Source organism: Halomarina oriensis (assembly GCF_009791395.1).
Taxonomy (GTDB): domain Archaea; phylum Halobacteriota; class Halobacteria; order Halobacteriales; family Haloarculaceae; genus Halomarina; species Halomarina oriensis.
The window spans coordinates 86,033-104,711 of sequence record NZ_WSZK01000034.1; the positions used below are offsets into that span (position 1 = coordinate 86,033).

At 67.5% G+C, this 18,679-nt stretch carries 15 protein-coding genes; 14 read left to right on the forward strand and 1 reads right to left on the reverse strand.

The genetic code is table 11. The features are described from left to right. Positions 1-10: 10 nt before the first annotated feature. Positions 11-1,033, reverse strand: a complete 1,023-nt coding sequence (gene neuB / locus GQS65_RS17805) for an N-acetylneuraminate synthase (RefSeq protein WP_158205974.1) — start codon at positions 1,031-1,033, stop codon at positions 11-13. Positions 1,034-1,165: 132 nt separating this feature from the next. Between neuB and GQS65_RS17810 the strand changes: the two genes are divergently transcribed. From GQS65_RS17810 to GQS65_RS17875, 14 genes are all read left to right on the forward strand, one after another. After that, the gene (locus GQS65_RS17810) at positions 1,166-1,558 is read left to right on the forward strand and encodes a hypothetical protein (protein ID WP_158205975.1); all 393 of its coding nucleotides are present in this window, start codon (positions 1,166-1,168) and stop codon (positions 1,556-1,558) included. Beyond that, positions 1,555-2,433 (forward strand): right-handed parallel beta-helix repeat-containing protein, encoded by an 879-nt coding sequence (locus tag GQS65_RS17815; protein WP_158205976.1) that lies wholly within the window; start codon positions 1,555-1,557, stop codon positions 2,431-2,433. The genes GQS65_RS17810 and GQS65_RS17815 overlap by 4 nt, the downstream gene beginning before the upstream one ends. Before the next feature lie 230 nt (positions 2,434-2,663). Continuing rightward, complete coding sequence (locus tag GQS65_RS17820; protein ID WP_158205977.1) at positions 2,664-4,073, forward strand: carbohydrate-binding protein; 1,410 nt, start codon at positions 2,664-2,666, stop codon at positions 4,071-4,073. A gap of 54 nt (positions 4,074-4,127) precedes the next feature. Next, complete coding sequence (locus GQS65_RS17825; protein ID WP_158205978.1) at positions 4,128-4,430, forward strand: hypothetical protein; 303 nt, start codon at positions 4,128-4,130, stop codon at positions 4,428-4,430. A 6-nt stretch (positions 4,431-4,436) separates the two neighbouring features. Then, complete coding sequence (locus tag GQS65_RS17830) at positions 4,437-5,651, forward strand: right-handed parallel beta-helix repeat-containing protein (RefSeq protein ID WP_158205979.1); 1,215 nt, start codon at positions 4,437-4,439, stop codon at positions 5,649-5,651. A gap of 176 nt (positions 5,652-5,827) precedes the next feature. Then, positions 5,828-6,937, forward strand: coding sequence for a glycosyltransferase family 4 protein (locus tag GQS65_RS17835; RefSeq protein WP_158205980.1), 1,110 nt, complete (start codon positions 5,828-5,830; stop codon positions 6,935-6,937). A 146-nt stretch (positions 6,938-7,083) separates the two neighbouring features. Continuing rightward, complete coding sequence (locus GQS65_RS17840; RefSeq protein WP_158205981.1) at positions 7,084-8,940, forward strand: DUF6541 family protein; 1,857 nt, start codon at positions 7,084-7,086, stop codon at positions 8,938-8,940. Continuing rightward, entirely contained in the window at positions 8,937-10,043 is a 1,107-nt protein-coding gene (locus GQS65_RS17845; RefSeq protein WP_158205982.1) for a glycosyltransferase, read from the forward strand. Before GQS65_RS17840 ends, GQS65_RS17845 begins: the two co-directional genes overlap by 4 nt. A 162-nt stretch (positions 10,044-10,205) precedes the next feature. Beyond that, entirely contained in the window at positions 10,206-11,225 is a 1,020-nt protein-coding gene (locus GQS65_RS17850) for an NAD-dependent epimerase/dehydratase family protein (RefSeq protein WP_158205983.1), read from the forward strand. 5 nt (positions 11,226-11,230) lie between these two features. Next, the gene (locus GQS65_RS17855; RefSeq protein WP_158205984.1) at positions 11,231-12,535 is read left to right on the forward strand and encodes a glycosyltransferase family 4 protein; all 1,305 of its coding nucleotides are present in this window, start codon (positions 11,231-11,233) and stop codon (positions 12,533-12,535) included. A gap of 156 nt (positions 12,536-12,691) precedes the next feature. Beyond that, entirely contained in the window at positions 12,692-13,876 is a 1,185-nt protein-coding gene (locus GQS65_RS17860) for a glycosyltransferase family 4 protein (protein ID WP_158205985.1), read from the forward strand. Between the two features lie 110 nt (positions 13,877-13,986). Next, a complete protein-coding gene (locus GQS65_RS17865) occupies positions 13,987-15,639 on the forward strand; it encodes a capsular polysaccharide export protein, LipB/KpsS family (protein ID WP_158205986.1) in 1,653 nt (550 codons plus the stop codon). A gap of 209 nt (positions 15,640-15,848) precedes the next feature. Then, the gene (locus GQS65_RS17870) at positions 15,849-17,654 is read left to right on the forward strand and encodes an ABC transporter ATP-binding protein (RefSeq protein ID WP_158205987.1); all 1,806 of its coding nucleotides are present in this window, start codon (positions 15,849-15,851) and stop codon (positions 17,652-17,654) included. A 13-nt stretch (positions 17,655-17,667) separates the two neighbouring features. Further along, positions 17,668-18,627: a DUF1616 domain-containing protein gene (locus GQS65_RS17875; protein WP_158205988.1), complete on the forward strand. Its 960-nt coding sequence runs from the start codon at positions 17,668-17,670 to the stop codon at positions 18,625-18,627. Positions 18,628-18,679 lie beyond the last annotated feature (52 nt).

The window sequence follows — 18,679 nt, forward strand, 5'->3', positions numbered from 1 at the left end:
AACTGCCTCGTCAGTCCCCGCTCGGTTCGCCGACGGACTCCTCGGTGATTGGGTTCCCGGCGTCGAGGGCCACCCGTGCGGTCGTTCCCAGGACGCGCTCGTAGGTGGTCGGTGCTAAGCCGTCGGCCGGGCGGGTGATGGCGACGTTCTCGGCGGTGAATCGCTCGCCGGCGTCGATGGGGACGGCGGCGTGGAGCGCCTTTCTGATGACGTCGCGGTTCTCGCGTTCGGTCCGGGTCGGGCCCTTCTCGGCGCTGCCCAGGACCGTCTCGGCGTCACGGACCAGCGCGACGGCCGCCGTCAACTCGTCGGGTTCGAGCGAGGCGCGGTGGTCGGGGCCGGAGAGGGTTCTGTCGAGCGTGAAGTGCTTCTCGACGACGGTAGCACCGGCGGCGACGGCAAACGCGGGCACCTCGACGCGCGTCGTGTGGTCGGAGTAGCCGACCGGTACCGGGAGCGTATCGGCCATCGTTCGCATCGCCCGCAGGTTCACCTCGTCGAGCGCGGCCGGGTAGGCCGTCGTGCAGTGGAGGAACGTCACCGGAACGTCCTCGTCGACGCCGCGAATCGCCGCCAGCGCGGCCTCTACCTCCTCCATGGTCCCCATGCCCGTCGAGACGACCATCGGACGGCCGAACCCGGCGACGTGCTCCAGCAGGGGGTGGTTGTCGAGTTCGCCGGACCCGAGTTTCACTCGCGGGACGTCCAGTTCGTCCAGCAGTGTCGCGCTCTCGACGTCGAACGGCGTCGAGAGGAAGTCGATACCACGCTCTCGACAGTACGACTGGAGTCGGTCGTGATCCGCACGCGTCAGTTCCAGCGACTGGAGCATCTCGTGCTGTGACTCCTCACCGGTCGTCTCCTCCTGATACGGCGCTTTCGGCGCGTCGCGGGTCGCCAACCGGTCGGCGACGAACGTCTGGAACTTCACGGCGTCGGCTCCGGCCGCGACGGCGGCGTCGACGAGTCGCTCCGCCCGGTCCATGTCGCCGTCGTGGTTGACACCCGCCTCGGCGATGAAGTAACACGTCATGCTGTTGTCGGGTTATCTACACTCGTCGAGGGGCTTAGCTTCTCCGTGCTTCGCTCTCGTCGTCGGGACGTTCAGGGAGTGCGTGTGTTCTCAATCCACATGCTTTTGACAGCTGAGTCACAACTAGTAGCGATGGAATCGCGTCGGTCGATGCTGAAGCTACTGGGGGCGGGACTCGGCGGGGTGGCCGTCGTCGCTGCCGGTGGGTTCGCACTCGACCAGTCGCGGCGAGACGACCGACCGCCCGCTCGGCCGGGGTCATCCGCCGGCGAGACGACCGACCACCCGCTCGCACCGAACGGGAGGGCCTACTTCGTCGCTCCGGACGGCGCCGACGGGAACGAGGGGACGATGGCGGCCCCCTTCGGGACGGTCGACCGGGCCGTGGGGGCGTCGAGGCGGGCGACACCGTCGTCCTCCGGCGTGGGGTCTACGAGCGCGACAGCGCACTCGTCCTCTCCCATCTCGACGGACGGGCCGACGCTCGCTGTTCGTTGGTGGGGTACCCCGGGGAGCGACCGGTGATCAGGTTCGACGGGCCGTCGCCGGGCGGGTGGCAGGTCGACAGCGGCGTCGTCCTGGAGAACTCGGCGTTCTGGACGGTTCGGAACCTCCGCATCCGGAACAGTCGACACCTCGGGTTGAGACTCACCGGGACGGGGACACACGACACGCTCGTCTCGAACGTCGAGACGTCCGGCAACTACCTCTCCGGTATCGGCGTCTACGAAGGGGCGTCGAACAACCTCCTCAGCGACGTCTGGGCGCACGACAACTTCGACCGGGACAACGGCGGCGACGACGCCGACGGCATCCAGTTCGGTGCCGCCGACGGCAACGTCGTCCGGCGAGCGGTCTGTTACGGGAACTCGGACGACGGCATCGACCTGTGGGAGAGTCGTGACGTCCTCGTCGAGGACTGCTGGTGCTGGCAGAACGGCCGCGGGAAGACCGGGAACGGCAACGGGTTCAAACTCGGCGGTGGCGAGCGCTCCTCGGGCGGTCAGACCGTCCGGTGGAACGTCGCGTTCGCCAACCGTGCGGCCGGTTTCGACCAGAACGGGGCCGACGTGCCCATGCGTGTCTACAACAACACCGCCGTCGCCAACGCCGCCGCCTACGTCTTCTACGACGTCCCACACGACCTGAAGAACAACATCGCTTTCGGAGGGAGCGTCGACGTGAACGACGCCGTCCGGGATGCACACAACACGTGGTCGCTCGACATCACGGACCCGGGGTTCGTGAGTCGTCGCCCCCGCGACGAAGCGTTCCTACGCCTCCTGCCGACGAGTCCCTGCGTCGACGCCGGGGCCGACGTGGGCCTCGAGTACGCGGGCCCCCGTCCCGACCTCGGGGCGTTCGAGTTCATCCCTCGGTCGCCGACCACGACGGGGTGAGCGCAGTGACAGACTTCGTAACATTCGGAGTTTCGGACTATGTCGAGATTCGTATGGTTCTATCGAACTGGTAGTGTCTCGTCCCTCAATATCTCTCAGAAACCCCGAATTCAGGCTTCTGTGAGTGCTGTCAGATGCTAGTGATTTACGAAAATATCAAACAGTTTTGATACTATGAGTATTGCCAGTAGTGGTAAGTCCTCGGTCCCAAACAGGCCGTCAATGTCAACATGACCGAGGAGAGCCGAACCGACGACGAGGCCGCACCGAGTGGGCTCACGTCGAGACGAACGATGCTGAAGCTGGCGGGCGTCTCCGCCGCGTCGCTCGCGGGGTGTCTCTCCGGCACCGGCGACGAGGCGTCTCAGCCGGTCGCGTACGGATACGGGGGACAGCCGATGGCACTCGGCGAGTCGAGCACGGAGCGTTCGCTCGAAGCACAGTCCGTCGCCGAGCAGTCGGCCTTCGTCCAGAGTCTGACGGGCCGGCTACAGGCCGAGAACTTCGACCGCGGCGGCGAAGGCGTCGCGTACCACGACACCGACGCCGAGAACGCGGGCGGGAAGTACCGCCCCGACAGCGGCGTCGACATCCAGACCGTCGACGACGTCGGCGGGGGGTACAACGTCGGCTGGATGCGAACCGGCGAGTGGCTGGAGTACACCGTCGCCGTCACCGACGGCACCTACGACATCAACGCGCGGGTCAACTCGCCCAGCGGCGAGGGGTCGCTGCTGGTCGCACTCGACGGACAGCGCCTCGCCGAAGTGCCGCTTCCCGAGAGCGGGGAGTGGATGAACTTCCAGACGGTGACGATTCCCGGCGTCGAAATCACGGGTTCCCGCCAGAGCGTGCTCCGTCTCGAAGCGAACGCCGACGACTTCAACGTCAACTGGATCGAGTTCATCCCGTCCGAGTCGGGGTCACCCCCACCGACGGAGACACCCACTGAGACTCCCACGCCGACCGAGACGCCGACAGAGACACCCACCGAGACGCCCACCCCGACTCCCGACCCGAGTCAGGAACCGTACGGTGGGACGCCGGCGACGATTCCGGGTACGGTACAGGCTGAGGACTTCGACCGCGGCGGCGAGGGCGTCGCCTACGCCGACGCGACCGACGAGAACGCGGGCGGGAAGTACCGTCCGGACAGCAGCGTCGACATCCAGGCCATCGAGGACGGCAACGGCGGCTACAACGTCGGCTGGATAGCGGACGGCGAGTGGCTGGAGTACACGACGACGGTCGACGCCGGTAGCTACGACGTCACCGTCCGACTGGCGGCCCCGGAGGGCGGCGACCGGCTACGCCTCTCGATGGACGGCACGGGCCTCGGTGCCGTCGCCGTCCCCGACACGGGCGGCTGGATGAACTTCCGGACGGTGACGCTCCCGGACGTCCCGCTCGACGCTGGCGACGAGCGGGTCCTGCGTCTGGAAACCGTCGGCGAGCGATTCAACGTCGACTGGGTCCGCTTCGAGCAGGTCGACCGGACCGACCCGCCGAAGGAGACGCCGACGGAGACACCCACCGAGACGCCGACGGAGACACCCACCGAGACGCCGACGGAGACACCCACCGAGACGCCGGACGACTACGGCGACCAGGGCTACGGCGACCTGGGGTACGGCGGCTGAACACACGTATCGAACTCTGAACGACACGGACACCGATCAACGACACAGACACCAATGACGCAGAACCACAGCTACGATACACCACAGCGCGGCGCGACGAACTGGGACGTCCCCCTCAACGGGAACTTCGAAGCACTCGACACGGACGTCGAAATCCGTGACCGGGACACGAACAAGGGGAACTACGAGCCCAAGCGTGGCTCGAAGTTCCTCGCAACGGACACGAAGAACGTCTACCTCGGTGACGGCTCACAGTGGCAGTTCTTCGCCACGATGGGCGGCATCGAGGGGCGCATCTTCGTCCAGTCCTCGGAACCGAACGGTTCGGAAGGCGACGTCTGGATCGACACGAGCTAACCACCGATGACGACCTACTACGTTTCGACCGACGGCAGCGACGGGAACTCGGGTTCGAAGAGCGACCCGTTCGCCACCGTCGACGAGGCCGTCGGCCGCGTCGGTGCCGGCGACACCATCTCCCTGCGCGGCGGCGTCCACCGACCGAGCGGGACCGTCAAACTCTACGGCGCGAACGGGTCGGCGGGCGACCGTATCACGCTCACGGGCCACCCCGGAGAGCGTGCGGTCGTCGACTTCGGCGGGCAGTCCGGTGGCGGGTGGAACTCGTACGACGACGGCGCGATTCGCGTCGGGTCGTCGTACTGGACCATCAAGGACCTCGCCGTCCAGAACAGCCCGTACGGCGGTATCGTCCTGGAGAACTCCGGGGCACACCACAACCGACTGGAGAACGTCGACGTCTCGTACTGCTTTCTCCCCGGCATCCTGGGGCTGGAGGGTGCGAACGACAACGTTGTCGTCGACTCGGCGTCGCACGACAACTTCAACCCCGACGGCACCGGCGGGGACTCCGACGGCGTCCAGTTCGCCGGGACTCGCAACAACGTCGTCCGCAACACCGTCTCGTACAACAACGCCGACGACGGGTTCGACCTCTGGGAGTCCGTCGGCTGTCGCATCGAGGGCTGTGTCGCCTACGACAACGGCAAGCGCGGCGGCGACGGCAACGGCTACAAACTCGGCGGCGGCGAGTCCGGGGACAACACCGTCCTCCGCAGCGTCGCCTACGAGAACACCGCCGTCGGCTTCAACAACAACGAGGCCAACCGGCAGGTTCGGGTGTACAACTGCACCTCCTACAACAACGGCGACGTCGGCTACGCCGCGTGGGACGGCGGGTCGGGGACGACTCACGTCTACCGAAACTGCATCTCCTACGACGACGGCGGGCAGGCCGACACCGACGGCAGCGACACCACCGAGGCCAACACCTGGGACCTCGACATCGGGAACCCGGAGTTCGTCAGTACCGACCGGGGTGCGGACGACTTCCTCCGACTCACGGCGGACAGTCCCTGCGTCGGTGCGGGGGTGGCGGTCGGCCCCGTCGACAGCGACGGCTCTCCCGACCTCGGCGCGTACCCGTTCGACGGCGAGGAGAGCGGCGGGTCGTCCGGTTCGACGGTCCGCTACCACGACGGCGACGACTGGCGCGAGGGGACGCTTCGCTACCACGACGGGAGCGGCTTCCGGCAGGTCGACGTGAGACAGCTCTGAGACGACCGTCCGCCTCCCGACCGCCGCCCTGTCTCGCGGCCACTGACCAGTAACTCACCAAACACTTATCCCGAACTCCGGTCACCTGTCGGTACGCTACCGATGTGTCCACCGTGTTCGACGTCGACGCTCGCGTGCTGGAGCCGAGGGGTCGAACGCCGGCGGGGTGACTCGACGTGAGTCGTTTCCGGGTGTGTTTCGTCTCGCTGGAGGCGTACACGTTCTTCGTCCCGACGGAGGGCGTCTCGACGGGCGGTGCCGAACGACAGCTCTCCCTGCTCGGGCGGGAGTTGGCCGCCGACCTCGACGTCCACTTCGTCGTCGGTGACTACGGGCAGGCCGAGACGAGTCGGGCCGACGGCGTGACGCTCCACCGAGCCTATCGACCGGCCGCGAGCGCGACGCCGGTACGGCGTCTCGGTCACCTCCGGTCGCTGTTCCACGCGATGCGCCGGGCCGACGCCGACGTCTACGTCGTCCGTGGGGACGAACTCCTGGCGACGGCCTGCTACACGTTCGCCAGACTGCTCGGCCGACGCTGGGTGTACAACCTCGCGGTGGATTCGCAGGCCGAACGGTCGCCGGGGCCCGTCGGCAGGCTGACCGACCGCGTGTTCGGCGCGATGCTGCGTGATGCCGACCACGTCATCGCCCAGTCGTCCCACCAGCAGCGCCGTCTCCGGGCGTCGTTCGCCGTGGACGCGACGGTCGTCCCGAACGGCTATCCGGTCCTCGACGGCGGGACGGAGTCGTCGCCCCGTGAGGCGTTCCTGTTCGTCGGCCGACTCGACCCCGGACAGAAACGCCCGCACCTGTTTCTGGACCTCGCCGAACGCGTCCCGGCGGCATCGTTCGTCCTCGTCGGCCCCGACTCGGCCGACGAGCGGTACTCGCGTGCGGTCGCGTCGAGGGCCCGTCGCCTCGACAACGTCGAGTTCCTGGGCCGACTCCCGCCCGAGGAGGTGTACGACCAGTACGACCGCGCGCTCGCGCTCGTCAACACGTCGACACAGGAGGGGTTCCCGAACACCTTCCTGGAGGCGTGGCGGGCCGCCACTCCGGTCGTCAGTCTCACGGTCGACCCCGGCCGGTTCCTCGACGGCGCGGCCGTCGGCTGTGCGGACGGGTCGTTCGAGGAACTGGTCGCACTGACCGAGCACGTCGTCGCCGACCCGGAGCGCTGGACGGCCATCGGCCGCGACCATCGCGCGGCGTTCGAGGCCCGCTACGGTATCGCCGAGTGTGCGACGCGGTACGCGAACGCACTCACGCACGCCCTCGACTGACCGACACCGGCGCTCTCTGCCAGTCCGAATAGTCGACGAATCCGACGCTTCGGGCCTCAGCGCTGGATGTACGAGCGAAGCATTTAGGTCACATCATGATTATCTTGATTGACATGTATCCCTCTCGGTATCTCCCTCGCCACGATTTGGGATACCATCGCCAGGTGCAGGTGGGTCTCCTCGCTCTCGTCGCCCTCTGTACCATCGCCGTCAGTCTCTGGGCTGCCTCCTCGCCGCCGGCGACGGACTACGAGACCATCTACCGCGCGTACCCGACGGCGTTCTGGGCGCTCGTCGTCACGGGGTTGGGGGCGGCGACGGTCGTGTTCGCCCTCTCGTCGGTCACCAGCGACGGCTACTGGAAGGTCGCGCTGTTGCTGGTCTGTCTCCTCTACTCGGTGTTCCTGTTGCTCCCGCTGTTCCGTGGCTGGGCGTTGTACGGCCGGTTCTCGGCGGACGTGCTGGCACACATCGGCTTCACGTCGGTCGTCGTCGAGTCGGGCCACCTCTCGACCATCGACTACTACCCGGCCAGTCACCTCCTGATGGCGGAACTCGAACTCCTCGGCGTGCCGACCCGTGTCGTCCCGACGTTCCTCTCGGCGCTGTTCACACCGCTGTACATCGTCGGTATCTACCTCTTCAGCCGCCGCCTGTTCGACGACCACGGCGTCGCCGTCGCCACGCTCGCCTGTGCGGTCCCGCTGTTCTACACCGAGTTCCACCACTCGTTCCTCCCGGCCATCTACTCGTTCCTGCTGGTGCCCGTCTTCTTCTGGACGTTCCTCGGCTACGTCGAGACGCGTCGTGCCTCGCTGCTGGCGTTCACCCTCGCTCTGTCGGCGTTCGTCGTCCTGTTTCACCCCGTCACGGCGCTGTACGTCGTGGTCGCGCTGTTCGTCGCCGTGTTCGCGCGCTGGCTGTACAGCGTGGTGCGTGGCGGGCCCGTGGCCGTCGGCCCGCACCTCCTCGTGCTGGTGTTCATCGGCGTCGTCTGGGTGGCCTGGTTCGGACAGTTCACGTTCATCACGGAGTCGCTGGTCGAAGTCCTCGCGTTCGCCGACTCCGGTGGAAGTACGGTCGCCGACGAGTACGGTGCCGACCGGGTCGAGCAGACCCGCAGCCTCGGCCAACTCGTAGACGGGTTCGTCAACCTCTACGGCCCTATCTTCCTCGTCTGTGCGCTCGCCGGGTTCGGGGGGCTGGTCGTCGCCCTCCGGTTCTGGCGCGACGAGGCGACGAGTGCCGAAGTGTGGATCGCCGTGCAGTTCCTCGTCGGCGTCGTCATCAGCGTCGTCTCGCTGTTCACCTACGTCGTCGCGTTCGACCCCATCCGGAACTCCCGGTACATGATCCTCATGGCGACGCTCCTCGCGGGACTGTTCCTCTACTGGCTGCTGGTCGGGGAGACGAGCGGTGGACCGACGCTCGACTCCGACCGCTGGGGACGTGCTCGCCGGGTCGCACTGGTCGTGTCGCTCGTCCTCCTCGTCGCCGCCGTCCCGGTGGCGGCCGCGAACTCGTACGACACGAGATATCACATGACGTATTCGGAGCGCGACGGCGCGTCCTGGCTGTATCAGCACGAGACTCGAGACCGGCTGACCGTCTCGCACCACGTCAACGACAACAAGATGCTGATGTACACACAGCGGACCGTCGACTACAGTCCCTCCACCGTCGTCGGTATCGGCGAGGCCGGTTCGCCCGTGCCGAAGTTCTTCGGCTATCCGTCGAACGACACCCTCGGCGAGACGGTCGGCGACGAGTCCGTCTATCTGGTGACCAAGGAGTACGACACGGAGTACCAACTCGTCCAGCGGGAGTTCCTGCGCGACGAACTGGTCGTCTACGACCGGGCGACGCTGGACCGCCTCCACGGGGATTTCACGGCCGACAAGCTCTACACGAACGACGGCTACACCGTCTGGCTCGTCACGCCGGACGGCGGCTCCGGCGAGGGTGAGAGGGGCGGTGAGGCCGACACGGCCCGGTCACGATGAACGTCGGCTACCTCATCGGGACGTTCGGTCGTGGCGGCGCGGAGACGATGCTGTTGCGCCAACTCGAACACGGCGTGGGTGAGCGCGTGGTCTTCCGACTCGGTGGCGCGGACGACCTCGAAGCCGACTTCCGCGCGGCGGGGGCGACGACGGTGAACCTGGAGGTCGGCTCCGTCGTCGACCTCCGCGCGCTGAACCGGGCGCGACGGACCATCGCTCGCTACGACCTCGACGTCCTGCACGCGCACCTCCCACACGCGATGGTCGTCGCTCGACTGGCGGGGCGTGCGGCCGGCGTGGACGCCGTGGTCTCGACGCACCACAACGTCCTGGCCTCGGCGGACTACCGGTCGATATCGACGCTGGAACGCGCCACGCGCCCGCTCGACAGCCACGAGGTCGCCGTCTCGGAGGCGGTCCGTGAGAGCCAGGCGACGGTGTTCGACCGGCCCCCGTGGTCGGTCGTCTACAACGGCATCGACGTCGCGGGGTTCCGTGACGCCGTCCGGTCGGCGACCCCGCCCTCGCTGCCGGGCGACGACGGGGCAGGACCGACGTTCCTCAACGTCGGTCGGTACGACCCACAGAAAGGCCAGAAGTACCTCGTCGAGGCGATGTCGTCGGTGGTCCGGGAGCGCCCGGACGCTCGCGCGGTCGTCGTCGGCCACGGTGCGGAGCAGGCGGCGCTCGAACGACTCGTTCGCGCCCGCGACCTGACGGAGTCGGTCCACGTCACCGGGAAGGTCGACGACGTCCACGGCTACTACGCGGCCGCGGACGTCTACGTCATGCCGTCGCTGTTCGAGGGGCTCCCGCTCACCGCGCTGGAGGCGATGGCGGCCGAACTCCCGGTCGTCGGAACTCGCGTGCCGGGCGTCGAGGAGGTCCTCACGGACGGGGTCGGTCGGCTGGTCCCGGCGCGGTCACCCGAACGGCTCGCCGCCGCGATGCTCTCGCTCGCCGACGAGGACCTGTCCGCAGCCGGCGCGCGGGCGTACGACCACGTCGAACGTCGGTTCGACATCCAGACGCTCGTCGACGCACACGAGCGACTCTACGAACGACTCGTCGGTACACGGACGGTCCCGACGCCACCCGAGTGAGGTGTGGATGGCCCCGTTCGAGGGACGACCCGTCGTCCACTACGGCCGACACGTCTCGCGCCGACGCGACTCGTCCCGAGTTGGATTCACGATTGCTCGTTCAGGCTTCTGGACCGTTCGTGACAACCTATTTTAACTTGTATGTCGGTGTACTCACAGGAAATGAGTGACTGGTCCGGACAGCGAGTGTTGGTTACGGGCGGGGCATCGTTCATCGGGAGTCATCTGGTCGAGGACCTGGTCGCGGCGGGGGCGTCGGTTCGGGTCGCCGACGACTTCTCCAGCGGCCGGCGTGAGAACCTCGCGGCGGTCATCGACGACGTCGAGGTGTTCGAGGGGAACCTCAAACACTGGGCGTTCGCCGACCGGGCGACGACGGACGTCGATACGGTGTTCCACCTCGCGGCCGACCACGGGGGCCGGGGGTACATCGCCAACTACCCCGCCAACTGCGCGACGAACATGGCGCTCGACAACATCGTCTTCGAGACGGCCGCGAACAACGGTGTCGAGAACATCACCTACGCCTCCAGCGCGTGCACCTACCCGACGGACATCCAGACGGAACGCCAGCGCCTCTCGGAGGACATGGTCAGCTTCGAGGACCGTGGCGGGGCCTACGCCGACGAGACGTACGGCTGGGCGAAACTGATGGGCGAACGCTCGCTGACGGCGTTCCACGAACAGTACGGTATCGACGCCAGCATCGTCCGCATCTTCACCGCCTACGGCCCCCGCGAGAACGAGTCACACGCCATCATCGCGCTCGTCGCCAAGGCGTACGCCCGACAGGACCCCTACGAGATATGGGGCGACGGGACACAGACCCGGAACTTCACCTACGTCAAGGACATCACGACGGCGCTGCGGCGTGCCGCCGAGCGCATCGACGACGCGACGCCGGTCAACGCGGGTATCGAGGAGTACATCTCCATCAACGAGGTGGCCGAGGCCGTCTTCGACTGGTTCGACTGGGAACCCGACGAAGTCGCCTACCGGACCGACAAGCCCGTCGGCGTCGAACACCGCGCGGCCGACACGACCCGTGCGAGAGAGCTCATCGACTGGGACCCGGAGTACGACCTCCAGCGTGGCCTCGACCGGACCATCGACTGGTACACGAGTACGCAGGACGTAGAGCAGGTGAGCGCGGAACTGACCCAGCGTCTCACCAGCCGGTGACGTCCGTGGGGTCCGAGACGAACACCGTCCGCGAGACGCTGGACGCACCCCAGGGGGCGGCACTCGACCGCGAGTACGTGCTGGTGACGGAGTTCTTCAGCCCCGACACCGCCTCGACGGGCGAGTACATGACCGACGTGGCGGTGGGCCTGCGAGCACGCGGCCTCGACCTCTCCGTGCTGACCGCCCAACCGCACTACCACAGCGGCGACCACGAGCGCCAGCCACGCCGAACGACGGTCGAGGGGGTACCGGTCGAACGGCTCCGGGTGCCGCTGCTCAGAACCTCGACGACGGCCCGATACCTGTTCGACTGGGTCGTCTTCGCGCTGGCGGCGTTCGTCCACCTGTTGCTCGACGACGCGGGCGAGGACCGCGAGATACTGTTCGTGTCGAACCCACCCATCCTGACGGCCGTCGTCTGGGCCGTCTGCAAGCTTCGGGGCTGGGAGTACACGTACATCCTCTATGACCCCTACCCGCACACGCTCGTCACGGCGGGCTACATCGGGGAGGACAACCCCATTGCGCGCCTCTGGTACGCGCTCAACCGGCGCGTCTACCGCGACGCTCGTGGCGTCATCACCATCGGGACACAGCTGCGTGACCTCGTCGTCGAGGAAGCCGGACCGGGCTTCGACGCGGCGAAACTCGACGTCGTCGACCTCTGGGAGGACGAGGACGTGCTGGTCCCGCTGGCGAAAGCCGACAACCCGTTCAGCCGCCGACACGGTCTCGTGGACCCGTTCGTTGTGCTCTACTCGGGGAACATCGGCGTGATGCACGACCTGGGGACGCTCGTCCGTGCGGCGGCGGCGTTCGAAGACGAGGACGTACTGTTCCTCGTCATCGGCGAGGGAACCGAGAAGCGTTCGTGCGTCGAACTCGCCGCCCGACTCGGCCTCGACGAGGGGACGGTTCGGTTCCTGCCGTACCAGCCACTGGACGCGCTCCCGTACTCGCTGACCAGCGGCGACGTCTCGGTTGTCAGCAAGCGCGACGACATGCCCGAGGTGTCGTGTAAGGTCTACACCTCGCTGGCCGTGGGTGAACCGGTCCTCGTCGTCGCTCCCGACGCCTCCGACGAGGCGCGTATCGTCCGGACCCACGACGCCGGCCAGCAGTGCCCGCCGAGGGACGTCGAGGCCGTCGTGGAGGCCGTCGAGCGCTGGCGCTCCGATTCGGACCTGGTCGAACGCCAGGGCGAGAACGCCCGGCGAGCGTTCGAGCGCCACTACTCGAAGCCACGTGGCGTCGACGCGTACTACCGGTCGGTCACCGGTGTCGACCCGCCGGCCCCGGAGGAGTGACCGCGCCACCGTCGTCACTCGGCCCGTCGCTCGACCCCGCCACGGCCGGCCGGTCCCGGCAGCGTCGCCCCGGCAGTCTTATTCTCGGTTCTGTCATACGTGTGGGACGATGACCGTGGTGTCGTGGCGTCGGGTTCGTCGGTCGGGGCGGTGTCGATGAGCTATCGGCTCCTCGCGAGCGCGGTGAACCACCCGGACGCGGTGGACCCGTACGTCTCGCTGTTCAACCACCGGATGCTGGAGTCGCTGGCCCGTAGCGGCGTCTCGCTCGACGCCGTCGTCGCCCGTCCGTTCGCGCCGCCGGTCGGGCCGTACTCCGACTACTGGCACCTGCCGACCAGCACGCGGTGGGGGTCGTACTCGGTTCACCACCCGCGGTTCACCTACCTCCTCCCGAAACGTCTGTTCTACGCCCACGCCGGCGACTCCTTCGCCGCTCGCGTCCCCCGATACGTCGAGCGGACGTTCGACGTGCCCGACGTGGTCCACGCCTGCGACATCTACCCCGACGGCTACGGGATGCTTCGGTACTGCCAGCGCCACGACGTGCCGCTGTTCGCCGTCTCTCACGGCGTCCTGTTGAACACGTTCGCGGAGGCGAGCGAGGGCGTCCAAGAGCGGATACGCGAGACGCTCGACGGCTGTACCGAACTGCTCTGTGTCAGCGAGGCGCTGGCCCGGCGTGCCGAGCGCATCGCGCCGGGCGTGGAGACGACGGTGACCGCCCTCGGTGCGGACCCCGAGAAGTTCCCGGTGGGCAACGACGACGCCATCCGCCGGGAGTTCGGCATTCCCCGGGAGAAGGCCGTCGTCCTCTACGTCGGGCACTTCACCGAACGGAAGGGACTCGGGGAACTCCTGGAGACACTCTCGTCGATGGACCCCGAGCGAGTCGAGTTCCTCTTCGTCGGCCACGGCGGCGAACTCCGGTGGGACCTCCAGCGAGCGGTCGCCGAGCACGGGTTCGCCAACCACCACGTCTACTGGCGACTCGACCCCATCGCGGTCCGACGACTGTTCGCAATCGCGGACCTGCTGGTCCTCCCGAGTTACGCCGAGGGCCGCCCGACGGCGATCTACGAGGCGATGGCGAGCGACACCGCGGTGCTCGCCTCCACCGTCGGCGGCATCCCCGAACAGGTCGTCGACGGCGAGACGGGGAGACTGGTTCCGCCCCGGGACCAGGCCGCCCTCGAAGCCGTACTGACCGATATGGTGGGAGACCGCACGCTGCTCGCCGAGATGGGACGCGCCGGCCGGCGGCGACTGGTCGAGCAGGGGTGGACGTGGCAGGCCCACGCCGAGCGACTCCGCGCCCGACACGAGGCCGCCGTTCGCTGAACCCATCGACGTTCTAGAGACTCCGACTCACGCGGTAGCGGCGAACGCCGGACGCCGAACGCTCGCTGGTAGATTTATTAGCCACTATGATATATTAGTTGACAATAACGATGTTGGAACCTCTGTACACACTGCCACGGGCGTCGTTCGAGGCGGCCAGTCGACTCGGGATGGGTCGGCCGATGCTGGAACTGTTCGACGGCGTCGTGGGGATGCCCCGGTACGACTTCCTCGGTGGGGTCGACGAGCGCATCCGGAGCTACGAACCGGACTCGGGGGCGGCGAAGGGTGTCGTCCTGTTCCCCGTCTTCCCGGCGTTCGACGGCGTGCTCTACCGGGCGTGTATCCTCGCTCACGCGTTCCGGACTCGTGGCTACCGGCCGGTGATGCTCGACTGCAAGCGCGACTGTGACACCTGTCAGTTCGAGGACTGCCTCTACGAGATGGCCGGCGAAGTCGGTCCGACGACGCCGGTGCTCTGCCGGATGGACAGCCACGAGATTCCCGCAGCGTTCGGCCTGGAGACGTGGTCGCTGGGTGAGGTGCTCGACGACGGCTACGAACCACCGGTGGTCCCGTTGCGTCCCGACGCCACCTACCGGAAGGTCCCCGTGGGTCAGTACGCGCTGGCGTCGGCGCGCAAGTTCCTGAAGAAACACCACCTCGACCTCGACACCCCGGTCGACCGGTCGGTGTTCGGCAGCTACCTCCGGACGGCGACGACGCTCGCCGACGTCTACCACTCGCTGTTCGCGGACGACCTGTTCGACGTGGTCGTCACCAACGAGACGGTCTACGTCCACGGCGGCGTCCCGCTGTCGGTGGCCGACGCCTACGGGGTATCGGGGTACTCCCACGACGTCGGGTACCAGGACGGGAGCATCGTCTTCGGTAACACCGGCAACCGGAACACCGAACCGTACTTCTCCGACGACGCGGTGGTCGAGGCGTTCCTCGCCGAACCGCTCGACGAGGACCAGGAACGCGCGCTGACGGCGGCGATGGACGAGCGGAGCGGTGGCGAGGGGACGTTCCTCTTCTCGTCGATGGCGGACGTGAGCGTCGAGACACCCGCCGACCACGCCGTGGCCGGGATGTTCACGAACCTCGTCTGGGACGCGTCGCTCCAGGTCGGGCCCGACGACGTCGCGTTCGACGACGTCTTCGACTGGGTGGCCGCCACCGTCGACGACTTCCTCGAGCACGACGACCGGACGCTCGTCATCAAGACCCACCCCGCGGAACTGGACATCGGGACGAACGAGGACGTGACGACGTGGATTCGACGTCGGTACGGGGAGCTCCCCTCGAACGTCCACCTCCTGCCTCCCGACACCGCGGTCAACACCTACCAGCTCATGCGCGACATCGACGTCGGACTGACCTACACGACGACGGTCGGCATCGAGATGGCGTACACGGGGCTTCCGGTCGTCGTCGCCGGCGAGGCCTGCTACCGCGGCTACGGCTTCACGGTCGACCCGGACTCGCCCGCGGCCTACGTCGAACGACTGCACGCGCTAGAGGACCTGACGCTGACCGAGGAGCAACGGGCGAGAGCGCGCCGGTTCGCCTACTACGCGCTGGTCCACCAGTGTTTCCCGTTCCCGTACGTCTCCGTCGACATGAAGCGCCAGCAGTACCAGTACCACCCGGTCGCCCACGACGAACTCACGCCCGGCAACGAACCGTTCGACACCATCGTCGGGAAGATGAGCGGCGGCGACCCGGTCGTCCCCGGAGACCGGACCGACTCCGTGTAAGAGCCGTCCGGACGACGGTCTCGGAACGCGACAGAAAAGACGACCGATTGACCTGTTGCCGACACAATATATATGTGCGTCTCTGACCAACAGAGCTACTCGAAGATGGAAAGTCAGCCAGTTGAAAGGTATCGTCGACCGGTCGGCGCGACCGTGACTGCGTTCGCCACGCGGTCCGTCCCGCGTCCGACACCGGCGGCGGTGCCGACATGAGCGACGACGTCGAGCACAGGGAGGTCACGACCGAAGAGAAGTTTCGTGCCCTCAGGGCCTCGTTGGCCTATCGACCGGTGTTGACCGGGGTCGTCATGTTCCTCAGCGTCGTCGCGGCGGTGCTCGAGGGGCTCGGACTGAGCTTCATCGTCCCTATCGTCGAACAGGTCCAGTCGGGTGGGACGCCGAGCGAGGACCCGACGGGCGTGATGAGCGCGTTCTCGGAGGTGTACGGCTTCTTCGGCGTGGCGCTGACGCTGGAGTCCATCGTCGTCGGGGTGGTGCTGGTGATGATCGTCCGGTACACGACCAGTTTCGTCGTCGGGTGGATGGGGGCGTCACTGGAGGCCGACTACATCCGACACCTCCAGTCGGAACTGTTCGAGAACGCCCTCGACGCCCGCATCGCGTACTTCGACCGTAACGGCTCGGACAAGATCCTCAACAAGATCGTCACGGAGGCCTCCTACGCCGCGAAGTCGCTCCGGCAAGCCATCTACGTGTTCGAACAGTCCGTGCTCTGTCTCATGTATCTCGCCATCGCCGTCTACCTCGCGCCGGTGTTGACCGTCGGGATGGCGGTGTTCCTCGGCGGTCTCGTCTTCCTCATCCGTGGCGTGCTCGAATCCGGCTACGACGTGGGCGACCGCGTCGCGGCCGCCAACGAGCGCATCCAGGAGATCGTCCAGGCGGGAACACAGGGCATCCGCGACGTCAAACTGTTCGGGATGACCGACGAACTCTCCCGGAACTTCGGGGGAGCGGTCGACACGTTCGTCTCCTCGACGGTGACGCTCCGTCGGAACGAGACGGCCGTCGACCGACTCTACGAACTCGTCGTCGCGGTCACGGTGTTCGTCCTCATCTACTTCGCGGTGACCTTCGCCTCGATGTCCCTGGGCGCACTCGGCGTGTTCCTCTTTGCGATGTTCCGGCTGGGACCGAAGCTCAGCTACCTCAACAACCACGTCTACTCGCTGGAGGGTAACCTCCCCCACCTCGTCCGGACCCGGCGCACCATCGCCTCGCTCGCCGCGCACGCCGAACCGAACCCCGCGACCCGTCAGCTACCGACCCGCGTCCGGGGCGTCCGGTTCGACGACGTCGGCTTCGCCTACGACCCCGACGACCCGGTCGTCGACGGCCTCTCGTTCGCCGTCGACCGCGGGGAGTTCGTCGCGTTCGTCGGCCCCTCGGGGGCCGGGAAGTCGACCGTCGTCGCGCTGTTGACCCGGATGTACGACCCCGACCGCGGCGCGATATACGCCGACGACGTTCCCATCGAGGCGGCGGAGATCGGGCAGTGGCGCTCGCGGGTGTCGGTCGTCCGGCAGAACCCCTACATCTTCAACGACACGCTCCGGTACAACGTGACCGTCGGGAACCGCGACGCGAGCGACGCCGAGGTCGACCAGGCGTGTCGTATCGCGCAGGTCGACGAGTTCCTCGACGGCCTGCCGCGTGGCTACGACACGGTACTCGGCGACGACGGGGTCAGACTGTCGGGCGGGCAGCGCCAGCGTATCGCCATCGCACGGGCGTTGCTCGCCGACGCCGACGTGCTCGTCTTCGACGAGGCGACGAGCGACCTCGACACGGCGCTCGAACGCCACGTCCACCGTGGCATCGAGGAGATGGAGCGGGACGTCGCGCTCATCGTCATCGCCCACCGCCTCTCGACGGTGACGAACGCCGACCGCATCTACACGATGGAGGACGGCCACGTCGTCGAAGCGGGGACCCACGAACAGCTACTGGAGAACGAGGGGCGCTACGCCTCGCTGTACACCATCCAGACGTGACGGGGAACGGTCCGTGAGCGCGCTCGCCGACTACGTCGACCTGCTCGCCGTGGCGACTGTCGCCGCGCTGTTCGCGCTCGCGGTGTCACCGTTCGACGCGCTGGGGACGCCACCGGGTATCGTCCTCTCGCTCGTGTTCGTCGTCGTCCTGCCGGGCTACGTCCTCGTGGCCGTACTGTTCCCCCGTGGGTCGCCACCGGCGGCCGACCCGGCGGCCGACCGACCCGGTGACCGAGTCGACGGCCTCGAACGCGTCACGCTGACGCTCGTCGGGAGTCTCGTCGTCGCCGCGCTGGTCGGTTTCGCACTCACCTACACGCCGCTCGGCCTCACTCGTGGGACGTTCGTGACGACGATGTACGGCTATCTCCTCGTCGGCGTCGTCGCCGCGGCGGTCCGGCGGCGGCGGGTCCCGCGCGACGACCGGTTCAGCGTCGCGCCCGGCCCGTGGGTCCGCACTCGAGTGAGCGGCGGGTCGTCGGCCGACACGGCACTCGCCGTGCTCGTCGCACTCGCCGTCGTGGTCGCACTGAGCGCCTCGGTGTACGCGGTTGCGATGCCGATTCGCGGGGAGGCGTACACCGAGTTCTACGCGTTCACCGAGACCGACTCGGGTGCCCCCGTCGCCGCCGACTACCCACGGTCGTTCGTCGAGGGCGAGTCGCGGTCGCTCTGGCTCGGCATCGGCAACCAGGAGGGCGAGTCCACGCGCTACACGGTGGTGGTCCAACTCCAGCAGGTCGACGAGTCGGACGGTCGGCCGTCGGTCACGGCCAGCACCGAACTCGACCGCTTCGCGGTCACCCTCGACGACGGCCGCCAGTGGGAACGGGAGTACGACGTGACGCCGCCGACGACCGGCGACCGACTCCGCCTCGCGTTCCTCCTGTACGAGGGCGACCCGCCCGCGACACCGACGCTGGAGAACGCCGACGAGGAGATTCACTTCTGGATCTCCGTCGAGGCGTCCTGAGCGCCGTCGACGGGCCACACCGAGCGTCCGTCCGGACTCACGCTCGGCCGAT

Bases quoted from the DNA above. Each gene is read 5' to 3' on its own strand.
- neuB (WP_158205974.1), bottom strand. From the start codon at position 1,033: ATGACGTGTTACTTCATCGCCGAGGCGGGTGTCAACCACGACGGCGAC.
- GQS65_RS17810 (WP_158205975.1), top strand. From the start codon at position 1,166: ATGGAATCGCGTCGGTCGATGCTGAAGCTACTGGGGGCGGGACTCGGC.
- GQS65_RS17820 (WP_158205977.1), top strand. From the start codon at position 2,664: ATGACCGAGGAGAGCCGAACCGACGACGAGGCCGCACCGAGTGGGCTC.
- GQS65_RS17825 (WP_158205978.1), top strand. From the start codon at position 4,128: ATGACGCAGAACCACAGCTACGATACACCACAGCGCGGCGCGACGAAC.
- GQS65_RS17830 (WP_158205979.1), top strand. From the start codon at position 4,437: ATGACGACCTACTACGTTTCGACCGACGGCAGCGACGGGAACTCGGGT.
- GQS65_RS17845 (WP_158205982.1), top strand. From the start codon at position 8,937: ATGAACGTCGGCTACCTCATCGGGACGTTCGGTCGTGGCGGCGCGGAG.
- GQS65_RS17850 (WP_158205983.1), top strand. From the start codon at position 10,206: ATGAGTGACTGGTCCGGACAGCGAGTGTTGGTTACGGGCGGGGCATCG.
- GQS65_RS17860 (WP_158205985.1), top strand. From the start codon at position 12,692: ATGAGCTATCGGCTCCTCGCGAGCGCGGTGAACCACCCGGACGCGGTG.
- GQS65_RS17865 (WP_158205986.1), top strand. From the start codon at position 13,987: ATGTTGGAACCTCTGTACACACTGCCACGGGCGTCGTTCGAGGCGGCC.
- GQS65_RS17870 (WP_158205987.1), top strand. From the start codon at position 15,849: ATGAGCGACGACGTCGAGCACAGGGAGGTCACGACCGAAGAGAAGTTT.